18 protein-coding genes are annotated in these 14575 nt (G+C 38.3%); 14 read left to right on the top strand and 4 right to left on the bottom strand.

Translation table 11 applies throughout. From position 1 onward, the window contains the following. Positions 1 to 6 precede the first annotated feature (6 nt). Together ACM66U_RS00460 and ACM66U_RS00455 are read left to right on the top strand one after the other, a co-directional pair. Positions 7 to 432 carry a hypothetical protein gene (locus tag ACM66U_RS00460; protein WP_151901378.1) on the top strand — a complete coding sequence of 142 codons (426 nt, stop codon included), beginning with the start codon at positions 7 to 9 and terminating at the stop codon, positions 430 to 432. Positions 433 to 525: 93 nt separating this feature from the next. Continuing rightward, positions 526 to 1233, top strand: coding sequence for a phosphotransferase (locus ACM66U_RS00455; protein ID WP_418640889.1), 708 nt, complete (start codon positions 526 to 528; stop codon positions 1231 to 1233). A gap of 43 nt (positions 1234 to 1276) precedes the next feature. Here the strand turns inward: ACM66U_RS00455 and ACM66U_RS00450 are convergent, their stop codons facing one another. The 3 genes from ACM66U_RS00450 to ACM66U_RS00440 all read right to left on the bottom strand — a co-directional run bounded on the left by ACM66U_RS00450 (position 1277) and on the right by ACM66U_RS00440 (position 2744). After that, a complete protein-coding gene (locus tag ACM66U_RS00450; RefSeq protein WP_418640888.1) occupies positions 1277 to 1519 on the bottom strand; it encodes a DUF2442 domain-containing protein in 243 nt (80 codons plus the stop codon). A gap of 1 nt (position 1520) precedes the next feature. Continuing rightward, a complete protein-coding gene (locus ACM66U_RS00445) occupies positions 1521 to 1652 on the bottom strand; it encodes a DUF4160 domain-containing protein (RefSeq protein WP_418640887.1) in 132 nt (43 codons plus the stop codon). Positions 1653 to 1868: 216 nt separating this feature from the next. After that, positions 1869 to 2744, bottom strand: a complete 876-nt coding sequence (locus ACM66U_RS00440) for a DUF2806 domain-containing protein (protein WP_418640886.1) — start codon at positions 2742 to 2744, stop codon at positions 1869 to 1871. Between the two features lie 187 nt (positions 2745 to 2931). Between ACM66U_RS00440 and ACM66U_RS00435 the strand changes: the two genes are divergently transcribed. The 11 genes from ACM66U_RS00435 to ACM66U_RS00385 all read left to right on the top strand — a co-directional run bounded on the left by ACM66U_RS00435 (position 2932) and on the right by ACM66U_RS00385 (position 12540). Next, positions 2932 to 3942: an aminotransferase class I/II-fold pyridoxal phosphate-dependent enzyme gene (locus ACM66U_RS00435; RefSeq protein ID WP_418640885.1), complete on the top strand. Its 1011-nt coding sequence runs from the start codon at positions 2932 to 2934 to the stop codon at positions 3940 to 3942. After that, positions 3939 to 4370: a thioredoxin family protein gene (locus ACM66U_RS00430; RefSeq protein WP_418640884.1), complete on the top strand. Its 432-nt coding sequence runs from the start codon at positions 3939 to 3941 to the stop codon at positions 4368 to 4370. The genes ACM66U_RS00435 and ACM66U_RS00430 overlap by 4 nt, the downstream gene beginning before the upstream one ends. 3 nt (positions 4371 to 4373) lie before the next feature. Beyond that, positions 4374 to 5765 (top strand): cobyric acid synthase, encoded by a 1392-nt coding sequence (locus tag ACM66U_RS00425; protein WP_418640883.1) that lies wholly within the window; start codon positions 4374 to 4376, stop codon positions 5763 to 5765. Further along, a complete protein-coding gene (gene cbiB / locus ACM66U_RS00420) occupies positions 5755 to 6600 on the top strand; it encodes an adenosylcobinamide-phosphate synthase CbiB (RefSeq protein WP_418640882.1) in 846 nt (281 codons plus the stop codon). Before ACM66U_RS00425 ends, cbiB begins: the two co-directional genes overlap by 11 nt. A 39-nt stretch (positions 6601 to 6639) precedes the next feature. Next, complete coding sequence (locus tag ACM66U_RS00415) at positions 6640 to 7515, top strand: AraC family transcriptional regulator (protein WP_418640881.1); 876 nt, start codon at positions 6640 to 6642, stop codon at positions 7513 to 7515. A 256-nt stretch (positions 7516 to 7771) separates the two neighbouring features. Beyond that, entirely contained in the window at positions 7772 to 9229 is a 1458-nt protein-coding gene (locus tag ACM66U_RS00410; protein ID WP_418640880.1) for an NADP-dependent isocitrate dehydrogenase, read from the top strand. A 136-nt stretch (positions 9230 to 9365) separates the two neighbouring features. Next, a complete protein-coding gene (locus ACM66U_RS00405; RefSeq protein ID WP_151901390.1) occupies positions 9366 to 10343 on the top strand; it encodes a sodium-dependent bicarbonate transport family permease in 978 nt (325 codons plus the stop codon). 3 nt (positions 10344 to 10346) lie between these two features. Continuing rightward, a complete protein-coding gene (locus tag ACM66U_RS00400) occupies positions 10347 to 10625 on the top strand; it encodes a P-II family nitrogen regulator (protein ID WP_151901391.1) in 279 nt (92 codons plus the stop codon). A 30-nt stretch (positions 10626 to 10655) separates the two neighbouring features. Next, entirely contained in the window at positions 10656 to 11498 is an 843-nt protein-coding gene (locus tag ACM66U_RS00395; RefSeq protein ID WP_418640879.1) for a metallophosphoesterase, read from the top strand. A gap of 60 nt (positions 11499 to 11558) precedes the next feature. Beyond that, a complete protein-coding gene (locus ACM66U_RS00390; RefSeq protein WP_418640878.1) occupies positions 11559 to 12272 on the top strand; it encodes a carbonic anhydrase in 714 nt (237 codons plus the stop codon). 58 nt (positions 12273 to 12330) lie between these two features. Next, positions 12331 to 12540 carry a hypothetical protein gene (locus ACM66U_RS00385; RefSeq protein WP_418640877.1) on the top strand — a complete coding sequence of 70 codons (210 nt, stop codon included), beginning with the start codon at positions 12331 to 12333 and terminating at the stop codon, positions 12538 to 12540. A 54-nt stretch (positions 12541 to 12594) separates the two neighbouring features. On the opposite strand, the gene ACM66U_RS00380 is transcribed toward ACM66U_RS00385, so the two are convergent. Continuing rightward, positions 12595 to 13341, bottom strand: coding sequence for a complement resistance protein TraT (locus ACM66U_RS00380; RefSeq protein ID WP_418640876.1), 747 nt, complete (start codon positions 13339 to 13341; stop codon positions 12595 to 12597). A 125-nt stretch (positions 13342 to 13466) separates the two neighbouring features. On the opposite strand from ACM66U_RS00380, the gene ACM66U_RS00375 reads away from it, so the two are divergent. Continuing rightward, the gene (locus ACM66U_RS00375) at positions 13467 to 14522 is read left to right on the top strand and encodes a nicotinate-nucleotide--dimethylbenzimidazole phosphoribosyltransferase (RefSeq protein WP_418640875.1); all 1056 of its coding nucleotides are present in this window, start codon (positions 13467 to 13469) and stop codon (positions 14520 to 14522) included. Positions 14523 to 14575 lie beyond the last annotated feature (53 nt).

Genomic DNA, 14575 nt, shown 5'->3' with positions numbered 1-14575 from the left:
CTTTAGTTGGCTTACATTGACTGGGTACAAAACCATGCAAAAAAACATAAAAAGATTGTAGATAAACTTTTAGCACAAAACTTCAAAAAACAGCAGATCATCGACTACTTTGATTTTGAAAACATGAAAGAAAAAGAGAGTGACTTTTGTCCGCTTTATGCCAAAAATAAAAAATGCCATGATATGGAGAATCTCAACTGCTATCTTTGTTCCTGTCCGAATTTTCGTTTTAATGACGAAGGCATTCAAAAAGTAAAAGAAAAAACACAGTACAGTTTTTGTGATATTGATTCAAAAGACGGCAGACAGGGTGTCTACGGAGATAAAATACATCAAGACTGTTCCGGATGCAGTGTACCGCATCACAGAGCCTATGTCGAGAAACATTTTGACCTGGACTGGGCAAAGATTATGAAAGTCTGCCAGGTTTAAATGGGTGTCAAAACAGAATTAACGCTTGAACAACTATGTCGGATTTTTCCCGACTATGGTTTTAAGCAAATTATCCCCACAACAAACGGCATAATGGATACAACCTACATTGTAAAAAACAGCAAAAACAGCTATATTTTAAAAAAATATGAAAGAGAGACGGGCAAAAAGGTGCAAACAGAACAGGCACTTTTAAAGCATCTCTTTACATGTAAACTCAATACACCGCAGTTTTTGGAAGAAAAAAACGGCTGGTATCTCTATTCAAAACTCCAGGGCAGTATGCCAAAAAACATACAACTCTTCCATATTCGCGCACTCGCAAGATTTTTGGCACAATTTCATACTGTGAGTAAAGATTTTACGGATGCTTCTCCTTTTTTAAACGCATACAATATCAGCAGTATGCTGGATTTTGTAAAGAAAAATCATTTTTATTATTATAAAAAGCTCTGCTCACTGCAAAATTTACGCCAGAAGAACGAAGGTTTCATCCATGGAGACATTTTCAAAGACAATACCCTTTTTCACAAAAACAACATAGCCGTATTTGATTTTATAGACGGCGGTTTGGGAGAGTTTGCCTTTGACGCGAGCGTAGCCCTGCTCTCTTTCAATCCAAAAAACAGGCAACTCTACACAAAAATGTTCTTGACAACATACAACCAAAAAAGAAATAAAAAAATCACCACAGCAAAGCTACAAAAACAGCGCAACATAGCAGCAAACTTCTATGCCCTTCTGCGAATAAACCATGACAAAAAAACAAAACGTGCCAAAGAAATGTATAGTGCCTTCTAAAAGTTACTGACACGGAATTTTAAACGGTCTCTTTGTTATGTCTTTATGCAACATCTTCGAATGATATTTCAAGCATACTCTCAATGTTTAAATGATAATCAATAGCCTCCCATTCAATACCTGTATTCATGCAGATGAATTTATACTCTTTGAGTTGAGAGATAGAAGCCTCTTTGAGTGGTTTATACCACTCCATCGGAGTTGAGATGATTCTGCCATCTTCAAGTTTTACATGTAAGTATTCATCATCAAAGTAAACTTCTTTACCTTTAATTAAACCATTCATTTCAAGTCCTTATAAAATTATCTTGATTGTCTTTGATAATTGCAAGTGCCAATTTTAAATCTTTAGGCTTTAAATAGTTTTGAATTACTCTTAAGTTTTCTAATTCAATTTTAGCAAACCCTTCATCTTTCATTACATGAATATGTTTCGGTTCATGTTCGTTTGCATAAAAGAAAAATTAAAACCATTTTTATTGAGTAAAGTTGGCAATTATCATTCCTAGTCTTTGTTTAATAGTATTATAGTAAAAATTAGATTTGTGGAGATTTCTTAGCAGTTTATTTTGGACATAACGACTGAAGATAGCCAATAAATTTCCGCTAGGTAATTTATTGGCTATTCTGTTTTGTTAAACAGTTTTTCTAAGTTGTTCACTAACTATAATTCCTTGTTTTTTCCATTCTTCAAGAGTGAACATGAAAAATTCTTCATTAAGTTCAGCATTACAGATTGATATCAACTCTTGTCCAGATTTTGTGAGCAATACATTTCCTATATTTAAATCATTTTCTAAATCTTTTTTAAACTCAAGGTTTATTACTTTTCCGTAATAATATATTGTAAAATATTTTTGATAACCTGTTCTTTTAAAGTTTGTAGTCGAGTTGAATTGGATTAATCCAATGTCTTGTAAATGTAAAAGAGAACTAAAATTAATATTCATCTTTTTGTAAATATCGTCATCAGCTTTATTATAAATTATTGAATAAGCCTCACGACCATCAAACCAACAAAAAGTACATAAATTGTTAAATAATTTGGCATCTTTTTTATCTAATGAAGCAATTAGTTCAATTGTCCTTTTAGAATATTTTCCTGGTTTATTTGATTCTCCAGCTAATAGTTTTGCCCATAAATCTTGCATTTCATTATCTGAAATAAACTTAACTTTATCAAAAAAGTTTGAAATCCAATCATCTTCTATTTCTTCTGGTTTAGCTGTTTCATCAAGCTTTTCAAAAGTTTTTTCTGTAATGCTTTCAATATTTTGTTGTTTGATAGTTTCTTCTCTAACAAACCTTTCTAATGCTCTTTTTTGTATATCTTGCACTTCTATATCTGCTAGTGCATGAGTTTTTTTTGCTTCAGCTTCAGCCAGTGCTCGCTTTTTTATTCTTGTAGGCTCATATAAAATACCTGCTCCACTTGAAAGCTTTTCAATTAATGCTGTTACAGGTTTAGATAAATCACCAAAATTTATTATTGCTTTAGTTGAGTCTGGCAAATATGCTCCTTTGTATGTTTAACTATTTATTAACGCACATTATAGGTAGAATAACCTTAAATCACACAATTAACTGTCAATATAAATGTGTATTATTTGTTAATATTCGTACATAACACACAAAATATCGCTTAAAGTTTTTCTTTCAAACCAAGTAAAGTTAGTAAACTTTTGGTAAAATCCGCGTATGAAACACGGTGCCAATATATATAAATATGCAAAACAACTCGGATGCAGGAGTGATGAGATTATAGACTTTTCATCAAACATCAATCTTTATCAACCCCAGAGTGCTTTACATGTAACCAATAGTACCATTGCAAAATATGCCCAAAGCAATTACACAACACTCAAAACGGCCATTGCACACAATTATGGTCTGAAAAAATCACAAATCACTTTGTATAACGGAGCGACTGCCGCTGTTTATGCTTTGTTTGAGGCATTGAAACAAAAAAAGGTCACTTTGTATGCGCCTCTGTACGGCGAATATGAAAAAGCAGCCCTCCAAAGCAAAAAAAATGTTTACAAAATCAACCGAATTGAGAATATCGACGCAACCGTTGCAAAAAAGTCCATTGTTGTTTTTGTCAACCCCTCTACGCCTGAAGGGAGTTTTTACGAACTTGCAACACTTTTTGCTTACTGGAAAAAGCAAAAATGTACCGTTATTTTGGACGAAAGCTTTTTGGAGTTTGAGAGTCATCCCTCTTTGCGGCAGATGATTCAAAACTATAAAAAGCTCTATATCGTTCAGTCATTTTCCAAGTTTTACAGCTGTCCAGGGGTGCGAATCGGTGCTGTTTTTTCAAACAAAAAAAATACCACAAAATTGCATCCGCCGCTTTGGAATATCTCTTCACTCGATGCGGCATTTTTGCAAAAACGTCTTGGCGATAAAACTTTTAGAGAAAAAAGCCGCCAACTGCATACAATACAAAAACAGGAACTGCTTGATATTTTAAAAAAATGCGGACTTTTTGAACAGATCGTGCATAGTGATGCAAACTTCATTCTGACACAATCATCACAGGCGGAAGAAATTTTTTCTCATCTGCTCAGACAGAAGATACTTGTCAGAACCTGCGGCAGTTTTGACTACCTTGATAACGGATGGCTCCGCTTTGCCGTAAAAGACAAACAATCACATACAGCGCTGCAAAATGCACTTACAACTTACCCAGGAGAAAACCAATGAAAATTATACTTAGCCTGCTACTCGTAGCCTTTAGCCTTTTTGCTCGCGCTGATTTGGACGAATACGCCCAGAAAATGGGCTTTCAACGCGATTATTACGCAGCCCTTGCCAAAGCAAAAAAAGAGCAGCGTCCCCTGATGCTTGTTGTAACCAAAGCAGAATGTCCCTGGTGCGACCGTCTCGAAGACCGCACTTTCACCAATCCGACAGTGCATAAACGTTTAAACAAAGAAGTGGTTGTTGTGCTTGTATATAAGAATTTTGATGAGGGAGATTACCCTGCCGACAAATTTCCGGCACCCTTTAGCCCCCGTATCTTTTTCGTTGACCCTGCTACGCAAAAAACGCTGCTTATTGTTAACGGCTATGTCAAAGCAGACAGCTTTCTTCAAGAACTCGATACACTGCAAATGCTGTGGCGTAAATAAGCTATGCACTCTCTGAGCATCTTCGGCACCAGCAGTGATGCGGGCAAATCCACGCTTGCCTTTGCTCTGACCTATCTTTTACACCACAGAGGTTTGCATGTAGCCCCTTTCAAAGCACAGAATGTCTCGAACAATTCTCTTGTTACCGACATTGACAACGGTGAAATAGCCATTCCTCAGGCCTTTGCTGCAGAATCTATCGGGCTCAAAACTACCCCTCTTTTTAATCCCATACTTTTAAAATCAGGCGGAGCGAGCAGAGCCCACATGATTATCAACGGGAAAAGTGTCGGCGATACGGATGTCTGGAGCTATTACAAAGACATAAACCGGCTCAAACCCATCGTCAAAAAAGCATTTGCTTCTTTGCAAAAAGAGTATGACTGTATCATTGCCGAGGGGGCGGGCAGTCCGGTTGAGCTCAATCTGATGAGCAAAGACCTCTCAAACATCTATGTAGCCCAGGAATTTCAAACAAAGATAGTACTTGTCGCAGACATTCAAAGAGGCGGTGTTTTTGCCTCCATTTACGGAGTTTACAATCTTTTGCCGAAAAAACTGCGTAAAAATGTCATCGGTGTAATTGTCAATAAATTTCAGGGTGACATCTCTTTGTTTGATGAGGGGGTCCAAATCATTGAGAAAGATTTTGGCATCAAAGTTTTAGGTGTCGTTCCTTTTAAACCCTTTAATCTCGGCTTTGAAGACTCTGCTTCACTGATGGGCTACACACAGAACACTTCCAGGTCCATCATAAAAGTCGGTGTTGTCAAACTTCCGCACATCAGTAACTTTACCGATTTTGAGCCTCTTGTTGCGGATGCGGAAATTGAGCTGAACTTTATTGAGAGTGTGAATGAAGCAAAACATTATGACCTGCTCATCATTCCCGGAAGCAAGCGGGTTGTCGATGATTTGCTTTGGCTGAAAAAACGCGGTTTTGAAACTGTCTTAGATGACAAACAGAGACACGTCATAGCGATCTGTGGAGGTTATGAGATGCTGTTTGAGCAAATTCTTGACCCCGAGCATATAGAATCAGAAAAAGAAGTGACACAGGGATTTGGACGTTTTAAAGGAGATGTTGTTTTTCAAAAAGAAAAAATTGTACAAAAAGGCTGTTATAATCTCCAAGGCATTATGGTAGAAGGATATGAGATTCACAACGCTGTCGCCAAAAAACGTGCCAAAAAAAAGAAAAACCTCTACGGCACCTTTGTTCACGGGCTTTTTGAAAGCGATGCATTTCGCTATAAAGTTTTTCACAGACTCAACAAAAAGTACAAAGGTTATAATTTTAATGCATTTAAAAAAGAGACTATTGCCGACTTTGCCGAACATATCGCTTTACATGTAAACATAGACGCTATCCACAAGGCACTGGATGATACATAATATTTTCATCGCACTCTTTGCCTACCTCATCGACAGAAAATTCGGGGAGTTCTCCTTCATAAAACATCCTGTAATCGTTATAGGCGAGATTATCACTTTTTTTGAGGAAAAATTTTACAAGGACTCTGTAACACGCGGCTGTTTGTTAGTTCTGTTTGTGCTGGGAACTGTGAGTTTTTTCACTGTTTCACTTTATCTCTATCTGCAGCTTTTCGACACCTTTGCAAACATTCTCATCAGCTCCTTTATAGCCTCTATGTTTATCGCCCATAAGATGCTGCGAGACTCTGTACGGAATGTCTTACATGTAAAGAACAAAAAAGAGGCGATTGCCATGCTCGTATCACGCGATACACAGGATATGAGTGAAAGTGATGTCTATAAGGCAGCGATTGAGACCTATGCCGAAAACCTGAGTGACGGCGTTGTCGCCCCGCTCTTTTATCTGCTGCTGTTTAATCTGCCGGGTATTGTCATTTACAAAGCCGTTAACACCATGGACTCTATGGTCGGCTACAGAAATGAGAAATATGAAAAATTCGGCAAATGTGCGGCAAAACTTGATGATATCGCGAACTTCATTCCCTCAAGGCTGACGGCACTGCTCATTCTGTTCCTTGCAAAACAGAAAAACATTTTTGCCTTTTACACAGACGGAAAAAAGCACGAGAGCCCCAATGCAGGACATCCAATCACTGCCATGGCACTGGCTTTACATGTAAAGCTTGGCGGAGACACATCTTACTTTGGCAAACTCAAGAAAAAAGCGCATTTTGGCGAAGGCAAAACAAAAATAGAAAAAACAGATGTTCAAAATGCTTTGAAACTTCTCTAAAGCAAATCATTTACAGTAATTTTTGCTATAATTTACATCATGAAGCGAGAAACACTCAATAAAAAAACACAGATATCAAATGATATACTCTTCTATATATATACACATATTGATACCGACATCAATATGGATGAGCTGGCCCATCAGTTTAACATCAGCAAAGTCTATATGCACAAGATCTACAAAGAGATTTTCGGAAGAAATATTTATGAAAGCATCAAATCTATCAGGTTGCAAAAAGCCTCTTCTTTGCTGCTGACAAACAAATATTCCACTATCACCCAGATAGCCGCTTTGTGCGGATACAGCTCACAGACCTCTTTCATTCGTGTTTTTAAAGAGAGATTTTCCATGACTCCTACAGCATGGAAAAAAGGCGGACACAAAGAGTACTCCCAAACTATTCTTGCAGAATCAAAAAAAGCAATCGCCTCCAATGCAAACTATAATAACATTGAAGCAACTATAGTCAATATGCCACAAATCGAAGTTTACTATATGCGACACAACGGCTACAATGACCAAATCAAACAAACCTGGCAGAAAGTGCAGACATGGACCTACAGCAACAATATCAAAGACTACGAGCATATTGCCCTTTTTCATGACAACCCTACGGTCACACACCTTGAAGAGTGCCAGTATGTCGCCTGCATAAAAGTCAATGATAAAAGCAAAATTGATTATGAAAGACTGCCAAAACTCAACATTGCAAAAGGTGTCTATGCCAAATTTGACATTACCGGTGCCGATGGAGATTTTTTACACTTTTTATACTGGGTTTACACAGAATGGCTTCCAAACAGCGAATACGAAACAACGACCCAACCACCCTACGCAATCTACAAAAAGAACAAATATCTCTCTGATGACAATCATTTTGATTTAAGCTTTTACCTCTCAATCAAGTTTTAGCACAAACCCTTTAAAACAGGTACATTCAGAATACTTTGTTTTTCAAAAGCAAATATTCTGAATAAAAATTGAAGATATTTAAAATAATATTCGTATATAAATAGATTAAAAATAGATAATTTTAACAATAAAACCTGTAAAGACTTAATCTTTTATTTTTATTAAAATACCGGCATGTTTTCAAATGTAGGTGGAAATCATTATCAAAATGATGATTTCTCAAATATTATGAAGGATTTTATTAAGGAGAATTAAAATGGCAAAAAGAACTATTACAGTAGCACGCGGGGACGGAATCGGTCCTGAGATTATGGATGCAAGCATCAGAGTACTTGATGCTGCCGGCGCAGATGTAGAGTGGGAACACATTGATGTTGGAGAGAAAGTATACCTTGCAGGAAATACTTCAGGAATTACTGATGAAGCATGGGAGTCTATCAAAAAGAACAAAGTGCTTTTCAAGGCACCTATTACAACACCTCAGGGAGGCGGATACAAAAGTTTAAATGTAACTATCCGTAAAACACTTGGTTTGTATGCGAATGTTCGTCCGGCTATCTCTTATGATCCGTTTATACCTTCAAGATACCCTGGTATGAATGTTGTCACTATTCGTGAGAATGAAGAAGATTTATATGCAGGGATAGAGCACCAGCAAACACCGGAAGTAACACAGTGTCTTAAAATCATTACAAGACCGGGTTGTGAAAAAATATGCCAGTACGCATTTGAATATGCCAAAGCATACGGCAGAAAAAGAATTACATGTATGATCAAAGACAACATCATGAAAATAACAGATGGTCTTTTTGTAAAAGTATTTTACGAAACTGCCAAAAAATACCCTGAAATTCAGGCGGATGACTGGATTATAGACATTGGTATGGCAAAACTTGTTGATGCGCCTGAAGATTTCGACATGGTGTTAATGCCTAACCTTTACGGAGATGTTGCAACAGACATACTTGGACTTATGACTGGTTCTGTCGGGATTGCACCGGGTGCGAATGTTGGTGCCGATATAGCAATGTATGAAGCAATTCACGGTTCTGCACCACGTCATGCCGGAAAGAACAAAGCAAATCCGTCAGGTCTTTTACTCTCTGGTGTGATGATGATGGTACAGGTAGGACAGCCTGAAGTAGCTCAAAAAGTACACAATGCCTGGTTGAAAACCATTGAAGACGGTATTGTGACATACGATCTTGCCAGAAAACTCAAAGCACAGGGCAAAGAACATACAGAAGTCGGAACAAAAGAGTTCGCTGATGCTGTCATTGAAAGACTGGGACAGGAGCCATCAACACTTGCTCCTGTAAGATATGACAAAGCGATTCAGATCAAAAAACCTGTTCTGTCAAATGTAAGAAACGAAAAAATGGATCTTATCGGTGTGGATATCTTTACAAGAGATGACTGTGATGCAAATACTATCGGTGACAAACTGGTTGAGCTGGCAAAAGATACAGGTATGGCACTCAAAATGATCTCTAACCGTGGTCAGAAGGTCTACCCGAACGGTCACCCGGAAACTTTCCTGACAGACCACTGGAGATGCAGATACTATGCTAAAAACCAAGGGGATATCATAAGCAACAGTGATATTACAGATATGATGAACAGAATTGATGCAGCAGGCATAGAGGTTATCAAAACTGAAAACCTTTATATGCTTAACGGTGAACGCGCATACTCTTTAGGACAAGGCGAATAAAAACCGTACCTTTATCCCTCCTTTTTTAGGGGAAAAGGAGGGAAATACCACATAAAGATAAAGGTTTGTTTCGCTACACTACAGATAAAAATCTGAATCGAATTAATACCGCCTTTATGCAATAGGAGTTTAAAAAATGAATATCGATATAATTTTACAAAATATGTTAAATCCGCCTGTTTTATTCTTTTTTTTAGGAATGCTGGCCATTTTCTTAAAATCTGATTTAACTATTCCGCAGCCATTACCTAAACTGTTTTCTCTTTATTTGCTTATAGCAATTGGTTTGCACGGCGGACATGAACTTTCCCAAAGCGGACTCAGCACATACATCTTTAAAGCACTGCTTATTGCAGTAGTTATGTCCATGCTTGTTCCTGTATACAGCTTTTTTATCTTAAGAATGAAAATAGATGTTTACAATGCTATTGCCATTGCGGCAACTTTTGGGTCTATCAGTGCTGTTACTTTTATTACGGGGATTACCTATCTTGACACTATAGGTGTTGCACATGGCGGATTTATGGTTGCTTCTATGGCGCTTATGGAGTCTCCGGCTATTGTTATAGGTCTGGTCTTTGCAGCACTCTTTGCCAAAAGTCCTGACGCAGAAGATGAAAATACAAGTATAAAAGAAATTTTGCGGGAAGCTTTTTTAAACCCTTCTGTATTTTTGCTTATAGGCGCGCTTGCCATCGGGATATTGACAGGAGACAAAGGATGGCACTCTATGGAGCCGCTTTTTGGAACGCTCTTTAAAGGGATGCTTGCATTTTTCCTTCTTGACATGGGTCTTGTTGCAGCAAGAAAAATTCATGAACTGAAAAAAGTGGGTCTGTTTTTGATAGGATTTGCACTCATCATGCCGATGGTCAACGCCTCTGTAGCTGTAGCGGTAGCCTATTTCTTCGGAATTGAAAAAGGGGATGCTTTTCTTTTGGCACTGCTCAGTGCGAGTGCCTCTTACATCGCTGTTCCGGCAGCAATGAGACTCTCTGTACCTGAAGCAAATCCGGGAATATATCTTCCGCTCAGTCTGGCAGTTACCTTCCCATTCAATATTTCATTAGGTATACCGTTGTATTATTATATGATAACAACATTTTGGGGGTAAAAGATGAAAAAAATCGAAGTCATCATTGAGTCTGTTTACATAAAGAGACTCTTGAAAGTTTTTAAAAAGCACAAAGTAGACGGATATACTGTCATCAAAGATGTAGAAGGCTACGGGGGTCACGGTTTTCAGACAGCAGATGATGTCTCGGATGTACTGAGCAATATCCTGGTCTTCAGTGTTTGTAAAAAAGAACTGCTGGAGAACATGCAAAAAGATCTTAAAAAGTTTTTGGAGACATACGGGGGAAAATGTATTGTCAGTGATGCTACATTACTGTAGAGAGTATTTAAACAAAGAAAGGGAAAAACAATGTCACAAATATCACGAAGAAACTTTTTAAAGAGTGCAGTAGTCGCCGGTGCCATGCCTTTAATGGCCGGCACCCAGACAGATTCGAAAAAAACACTGAAGTTTATACATGTAACCGATTCGCATATGGATTTGAGCGACAGTGACAGTGTCGAAGCGATGCAGCTGATGGCTGACTTTATCAACACAAACTACAAAGATTTGGATTTTGTTCTCTTTGGCGGTGACAACTTCAACAACAATGCGCCGCAAGACAGTGATGCTTTGAAGTTCAAAGAGATTGCCGATACGCTTCACTGCCCATACTACACGGTAAGAGGAAACAAAGAATCTTTTCCAAGCGGCGACAAACAGATTAATCTTGAAGCATTTAAAAACATGTTCTGCAGTGCGAAAGAGTTACATGTAGAGGGGAAAGACTGGCTGCTGCAAACAAAAGGCTACAATATTTTAGGGCTTGACAGCTGTATAGAAAACCACAACAACGGAGCCTATACAGAAGAGACAATCGCTTTTGCCCAAAAAATTCTCGACCAAAACAAACCGACGGTAATACTCAACCACCATCCCTATACAAACTACTGGGGCGGCACAGAAGAAAAAGATATTCATAAATATGTCCTGAACAACACACAAGAGGTACAAAAAAAACTTTTTAAATATCCAAACCTGATTTTGACGCTTTCAGGACACAAACATATAGACTCTGTCAAAGAGATTCAGGGGACAAGGGTTATTGTCACACGCGGATTTGTCCGTCCGCTTGACTTGGATATGTACCCGATGCGTTATGTTGAACTGAGCGGAAACACAATCAATGAAAAACTTATATATACAGCCTGATTTAGTCTCTATTAAGTAAGCTACCCTTATAATTAATATATAAATTAAAAAAGGCAGCTTATGACAAAATTCTCTACAATCGCTTTGACACTCATGGCGAGTTCAACAATTGCATTTGCAGGTGTTGAAGCACATTGGGACTACGCAAAACATGGTCCGCAAGACTGGGGACACTTCAGCGAAACTTGCAAAAAAGGCAAAGAACAGTCCCCTATAAATATAGAAACAGAAAATACACAGCAGTTAGACGAGAGTTACACGATTGAACTTTCCGAAGATTACAAAGGTATTTCCACTGTTGTTGATAACGGGCACTCTCTAAAGGTTACCCCGGTAGATGCAGGCTATATCTCACTGCACGGCAAAGACTACAAACTAAAACAGTTTCATTTTCATGGCATGAGCGAGCATACAATTGACGGCAGAAGATACAATGCAGTCGCGCACTTTGTTCATATGGCAAAAGACGGTTCAGTGGCAGTTGTGGCAGTAATGTTTGAAGTCGGAGAAGAAAATCCTGCTTTAGAAAAGATTTTACATGCAAAACACAAAATAGCTATAAATCCTAATGATTTGCTGCCTGAAGATACGGATCACTACTATCACTACAAAGGTTCATTTACCACACCACCCTGTACAGAGGGCGTAGAGTGGTATATTTTCAAAGATACTGTCAATATTTCAAAATCACAACTGGATGCTTTAAGAAAATACTACAGAAACAACGAAAGACCGACACAGCCTCTTAACAAAAGAGTTGTACAGACAAAATAAAACCTGCAGACATTTAGCCGAAATTAGCAAATTTTGCTAAATTTGGCTAAAATATTTTATGCAGATAACTATTAACGACTACAACTTACAAAACCTGGAAACATTTACACAGATCCTTAAAAAAGATGAAAGTACGCTTATCAATGAAGCCCTTGAATTCTACTTTGAAGAACAGCAAAAAAAACTATTGGAGAAGAACCTTGCAGATGAAAATGCACTGACTAATCTTGATTATGACGAGTTCTGGGAGGGTGTGGATATTGACTAGAGAGTTTATAAAGGGGCAGAAAGAACAGTTTTTAAACTGCCCTTTCTAATTTTGTTAAAATACACCTGCGATTGAACGAGCAAGCGCTTTTTCAAGAACCGGACGTGCTTCGTCAAATTTTAAATTCATTTTGTTTGCAGTAGAGATGATACGTGTACGGTAAGTTTTCCATTTTACTTTTCCGCCTTTGATATCCTGTTGTACTTTTGTAGAACTTCCCTGTGCCAAAGATGCCTGTTGTGTCTGTGTGACAACTTCTCCGTCAAGCGGTCTCTCACGGATTTGTAAATCAGTGACCATAACATACACAGTATCTTCAACTAGAGCATCCCCAAGAAAACCAAGAGCAGCACCTGCCAAACCTACAGCAGCACTTGTACGTCCGCCGCCACCTAATGAGTATGATGTTGCAGCACCTAAAGCACCGCCGGTCAATGCAGCACCAAAACTAGAACCCATCATAGCTTTTGCTTCTCTCAAGTCACTTTTACCGACTTTTAAAATGTTTCCCTGAAGCATATATGTTGCTTTTTTAGGATCATTTGTTATTTTATAGCCTTTGGCTCTAAACTCGTTAGCGATTGCATTCTTAACATCGACCTGTTTGTCAGAAGTATTTCTCATATCAAAATAAATAACCTTTTCTTCCGGGCTCACAGGCTCCAAAAACACAGTTTCAGACATTTTTGTCTGTACATCAAGATTTCTCTTCTTCACGGCAGTCTTCATCGCACTACAACCACTAAACCCAACTAAAACCAACGCCATCAACGACGCTATGATAACACTTTTTTTCAACATATAACTATGCTCCTGTCATTAAAATAAGTTTTATTCTAACAGTAAAAACTTAAACTATCCAAAATATATTGAAACAAAAGAAAATATTTGTAATTTTTGTTACAATTAGAAAAAAGATTCTTATAATGCAAACATATAACATACTGACAAACACCATTGATACATTTCCTGAAGGAAAAGCCGATTTTTTACTTGCCGCAAGTGTCACAAAGACATGCGAGATAGACAACATTACCCAGGCCGGGATTCCGGGGATGATTCCGCTTACCCCTACACTTGACGCCGAATACATAAGTCATGAAAAAGTTTTCTCTTTGGGCGAACTTGCCGAAACACCGACAGGTGTCCCTACCCCTGCACTTATTACCCATGCAGTTCACAATCTGACACCTTTTAGCACTATAGAGATTTTGGATTTGGGTCTTGTTTCCCAGCCTAAAAACTGTATCACACACCATTTTGGCATCCACCCCTCCGAGGCAATAGACAAAGGTGCCGGTATCAATGCAAAAGAGGTATTCGCAAAAGGGATGCAGTTTGGAAAGTCCTATGAGCTTAAAGGAAATTATCTTATTTTAGGAGAGAGTACACCCGCGGGAACAACCACAGCGACTGCTTCGGCTTTGGCACTTGGCTTTGACTGCGCCGATGACTTTTCCTCAAGTTTCCTACATGTACCCGATGATATTAAAACACAAACGATAAACAAAGCCCTCTCTTTGCTTGACAATGATATGAACAATTTTGAAAAACTGGGTATCGTAAGTGACAATATGCTGCTTTTTTGTGCCGGATTTTTGCTTGAAGCCTCAAAAAGATTTCAAATCGTTTTAGCCGGCGGAACACAGATGGCAGCCTGTCTGTTAATCGCCGACAAACTCAAGGAAGATGTTTTGATGCGTGTAAAGCATGACAACATTACCCTCGCAACCACGCAGTGGGTCGCACAAGACAAAAATTCCGATATTGCCCATATTTTAGAGCAGTTAAGCTATGCACCACATGCCGTTTACACTACATTCAGTTTTGCAAATACCCAGATACCCATACTCAAAAAGTATGACGAGGGCGAAGCGAAAGAGGGCGTAGGTGCCGGGGCTTCTCTTGCGTACGCCGTGCAAAGCAACATACAAAATCAGGAACTTTTGGAGCAGATTGAGTATTTAATCTATAGTATGTAATTCTGCAAAGGTTTTATTACGTTATAATACTTAAATTTTTTACTCTTAGGATT

The sequence above is a fragment of the Sulfurimonas sp. ST-27 genome (genome assembly GCF_048081595.1).
Lineage (GTDB): Bacteria > Campylobacterota > Campylobacteria > Campylobacterales > Sulfurimonadaceae > Sulfurimonas > Sulfurimonas hydrogeniphila.
Note: the sequence above shows the minus strand (reverse complement) of the source record. Positions and strands in the feature narration are given on the sequence as shown.

What these genes read in the sequence shown, in the direction of transcription:
- ACM66U_RS00455 (WP_418640889.1), top strand. Translation starts at nt 526, where the DNA reads ATGGATACAACCTACATTGTAAAAAACAGCAAAAACAGCTATATTTTA.
- ACM66U_RS00450 (WP_418640888.1), bottom strand. Translation starts at nt 1,519, where the DNA reads ATGAATGGTTTAATTAAAGGTAAAGAAGTTTACTTTGATGATGAATAC.
- ACM66U_RS00445 (WP_418640887.1), bottom strand. Translation starts at nt 1,652, where the DNA reads ATGAAAGATGAAGGGTTTGCTAAAATTGAATTAGAAAACTTAAGAGTA.
- ACM66U_RS00435 (WP_418640885.1), top strand. Translation starts at nt 2,932, where the DNA reads ATGAAACACGGTGCCAATATATATAAATATGCAAAACAACTCGGATGC.
- ACM66U_RS00430 (WP_418640884.1), top strand. Translation starts at nt 3,939, where the DNA reads ATGAAAATTATACTTAGCCTGCTACTCGTAGCCTTTAGCCTTTTTGCT.
- ACM66U_RS00425 (WP_418640883.1), top strand. Translation starts at nt 4,374, where the DNA reads ATGCACTCTCTGAGCATCTTCGGCACCAGCAGTGATGCGGGCAAATCC.
- cbiB (WP_418640882.1), top strand. Translation starts at nt 5,755, where the DNA reads ATGATACATAATATTTTCATCGCACTCTTTGCCTACCTCATCGACAGA.
- ACM66U_RS00415 (WP_418640881.1), top strand. Translation starts at nt 6,640, where the DNA reads ATGAAGCGAGAAACACTCAATAAAAAAACACAGATATCAAATGATATA.
- ACM66U_RS00410 (WP_418640880.1), top strand. Translation starts at nt 7,772, where the DNA reads ATGGCAAAAAGAACTATTACAGTAGCACGCGGGGACGGAATCGGTCCT.
- ACM66U_RS00405 (WP_151901390.1), top strand. Translation starts at nt 9,366, where the DNA reads ATGAATATCGATATAATTTTACAAAATATGTTAAATCCGCCTGTTTTA.
- ACM66U_RS00400 (WP_151901391.1), top strand. Translation starts at nt 10,347, where the DNA reads ATGAAAAAAATCGAAGTCATCATTGAGTCTGTTTACATAAAGAGACTC.
- ACM66U_RS00395 (WP_418640879.1), top strand. Translation starts at nt 10,656, where the DNA reads ATGTCACAAATATCACGAAGAAACTTTTTAAAGAGTGCAGTAGTCGCC.
- ACM66U_RS00390 (WP_418640878.1), top strand. Translation starts at nt 11,559, where the DNA reads ATGACAAAATTCTCTACAATCGCTTTGACACTCATGGCGAGTTCAACA.
- ACM66U_RS00385 (WP_418640877.1), top strand. Translation starts at nt 12,331, where the DNA reads ATGCAGATAACTATTAACGACTACAACTTACAAAACCTGGAAACATTT.
- ACM66U_RS00380 (WP_418640876.1), bottom strand. Translation starts at nt 13,341, where the DNA reads ATGTTGAAAAAAAGTGTTATCATAGCGTCGTTGATGGCGTTGGTTTTA.
- ACM66U_RS00375 (WP_418640875.1), top strand. Translation starts at nt 13,467, where the DNA reads ATGCAAACATATAACATACTGACAAACACCATTGATACATTTCCTGAA.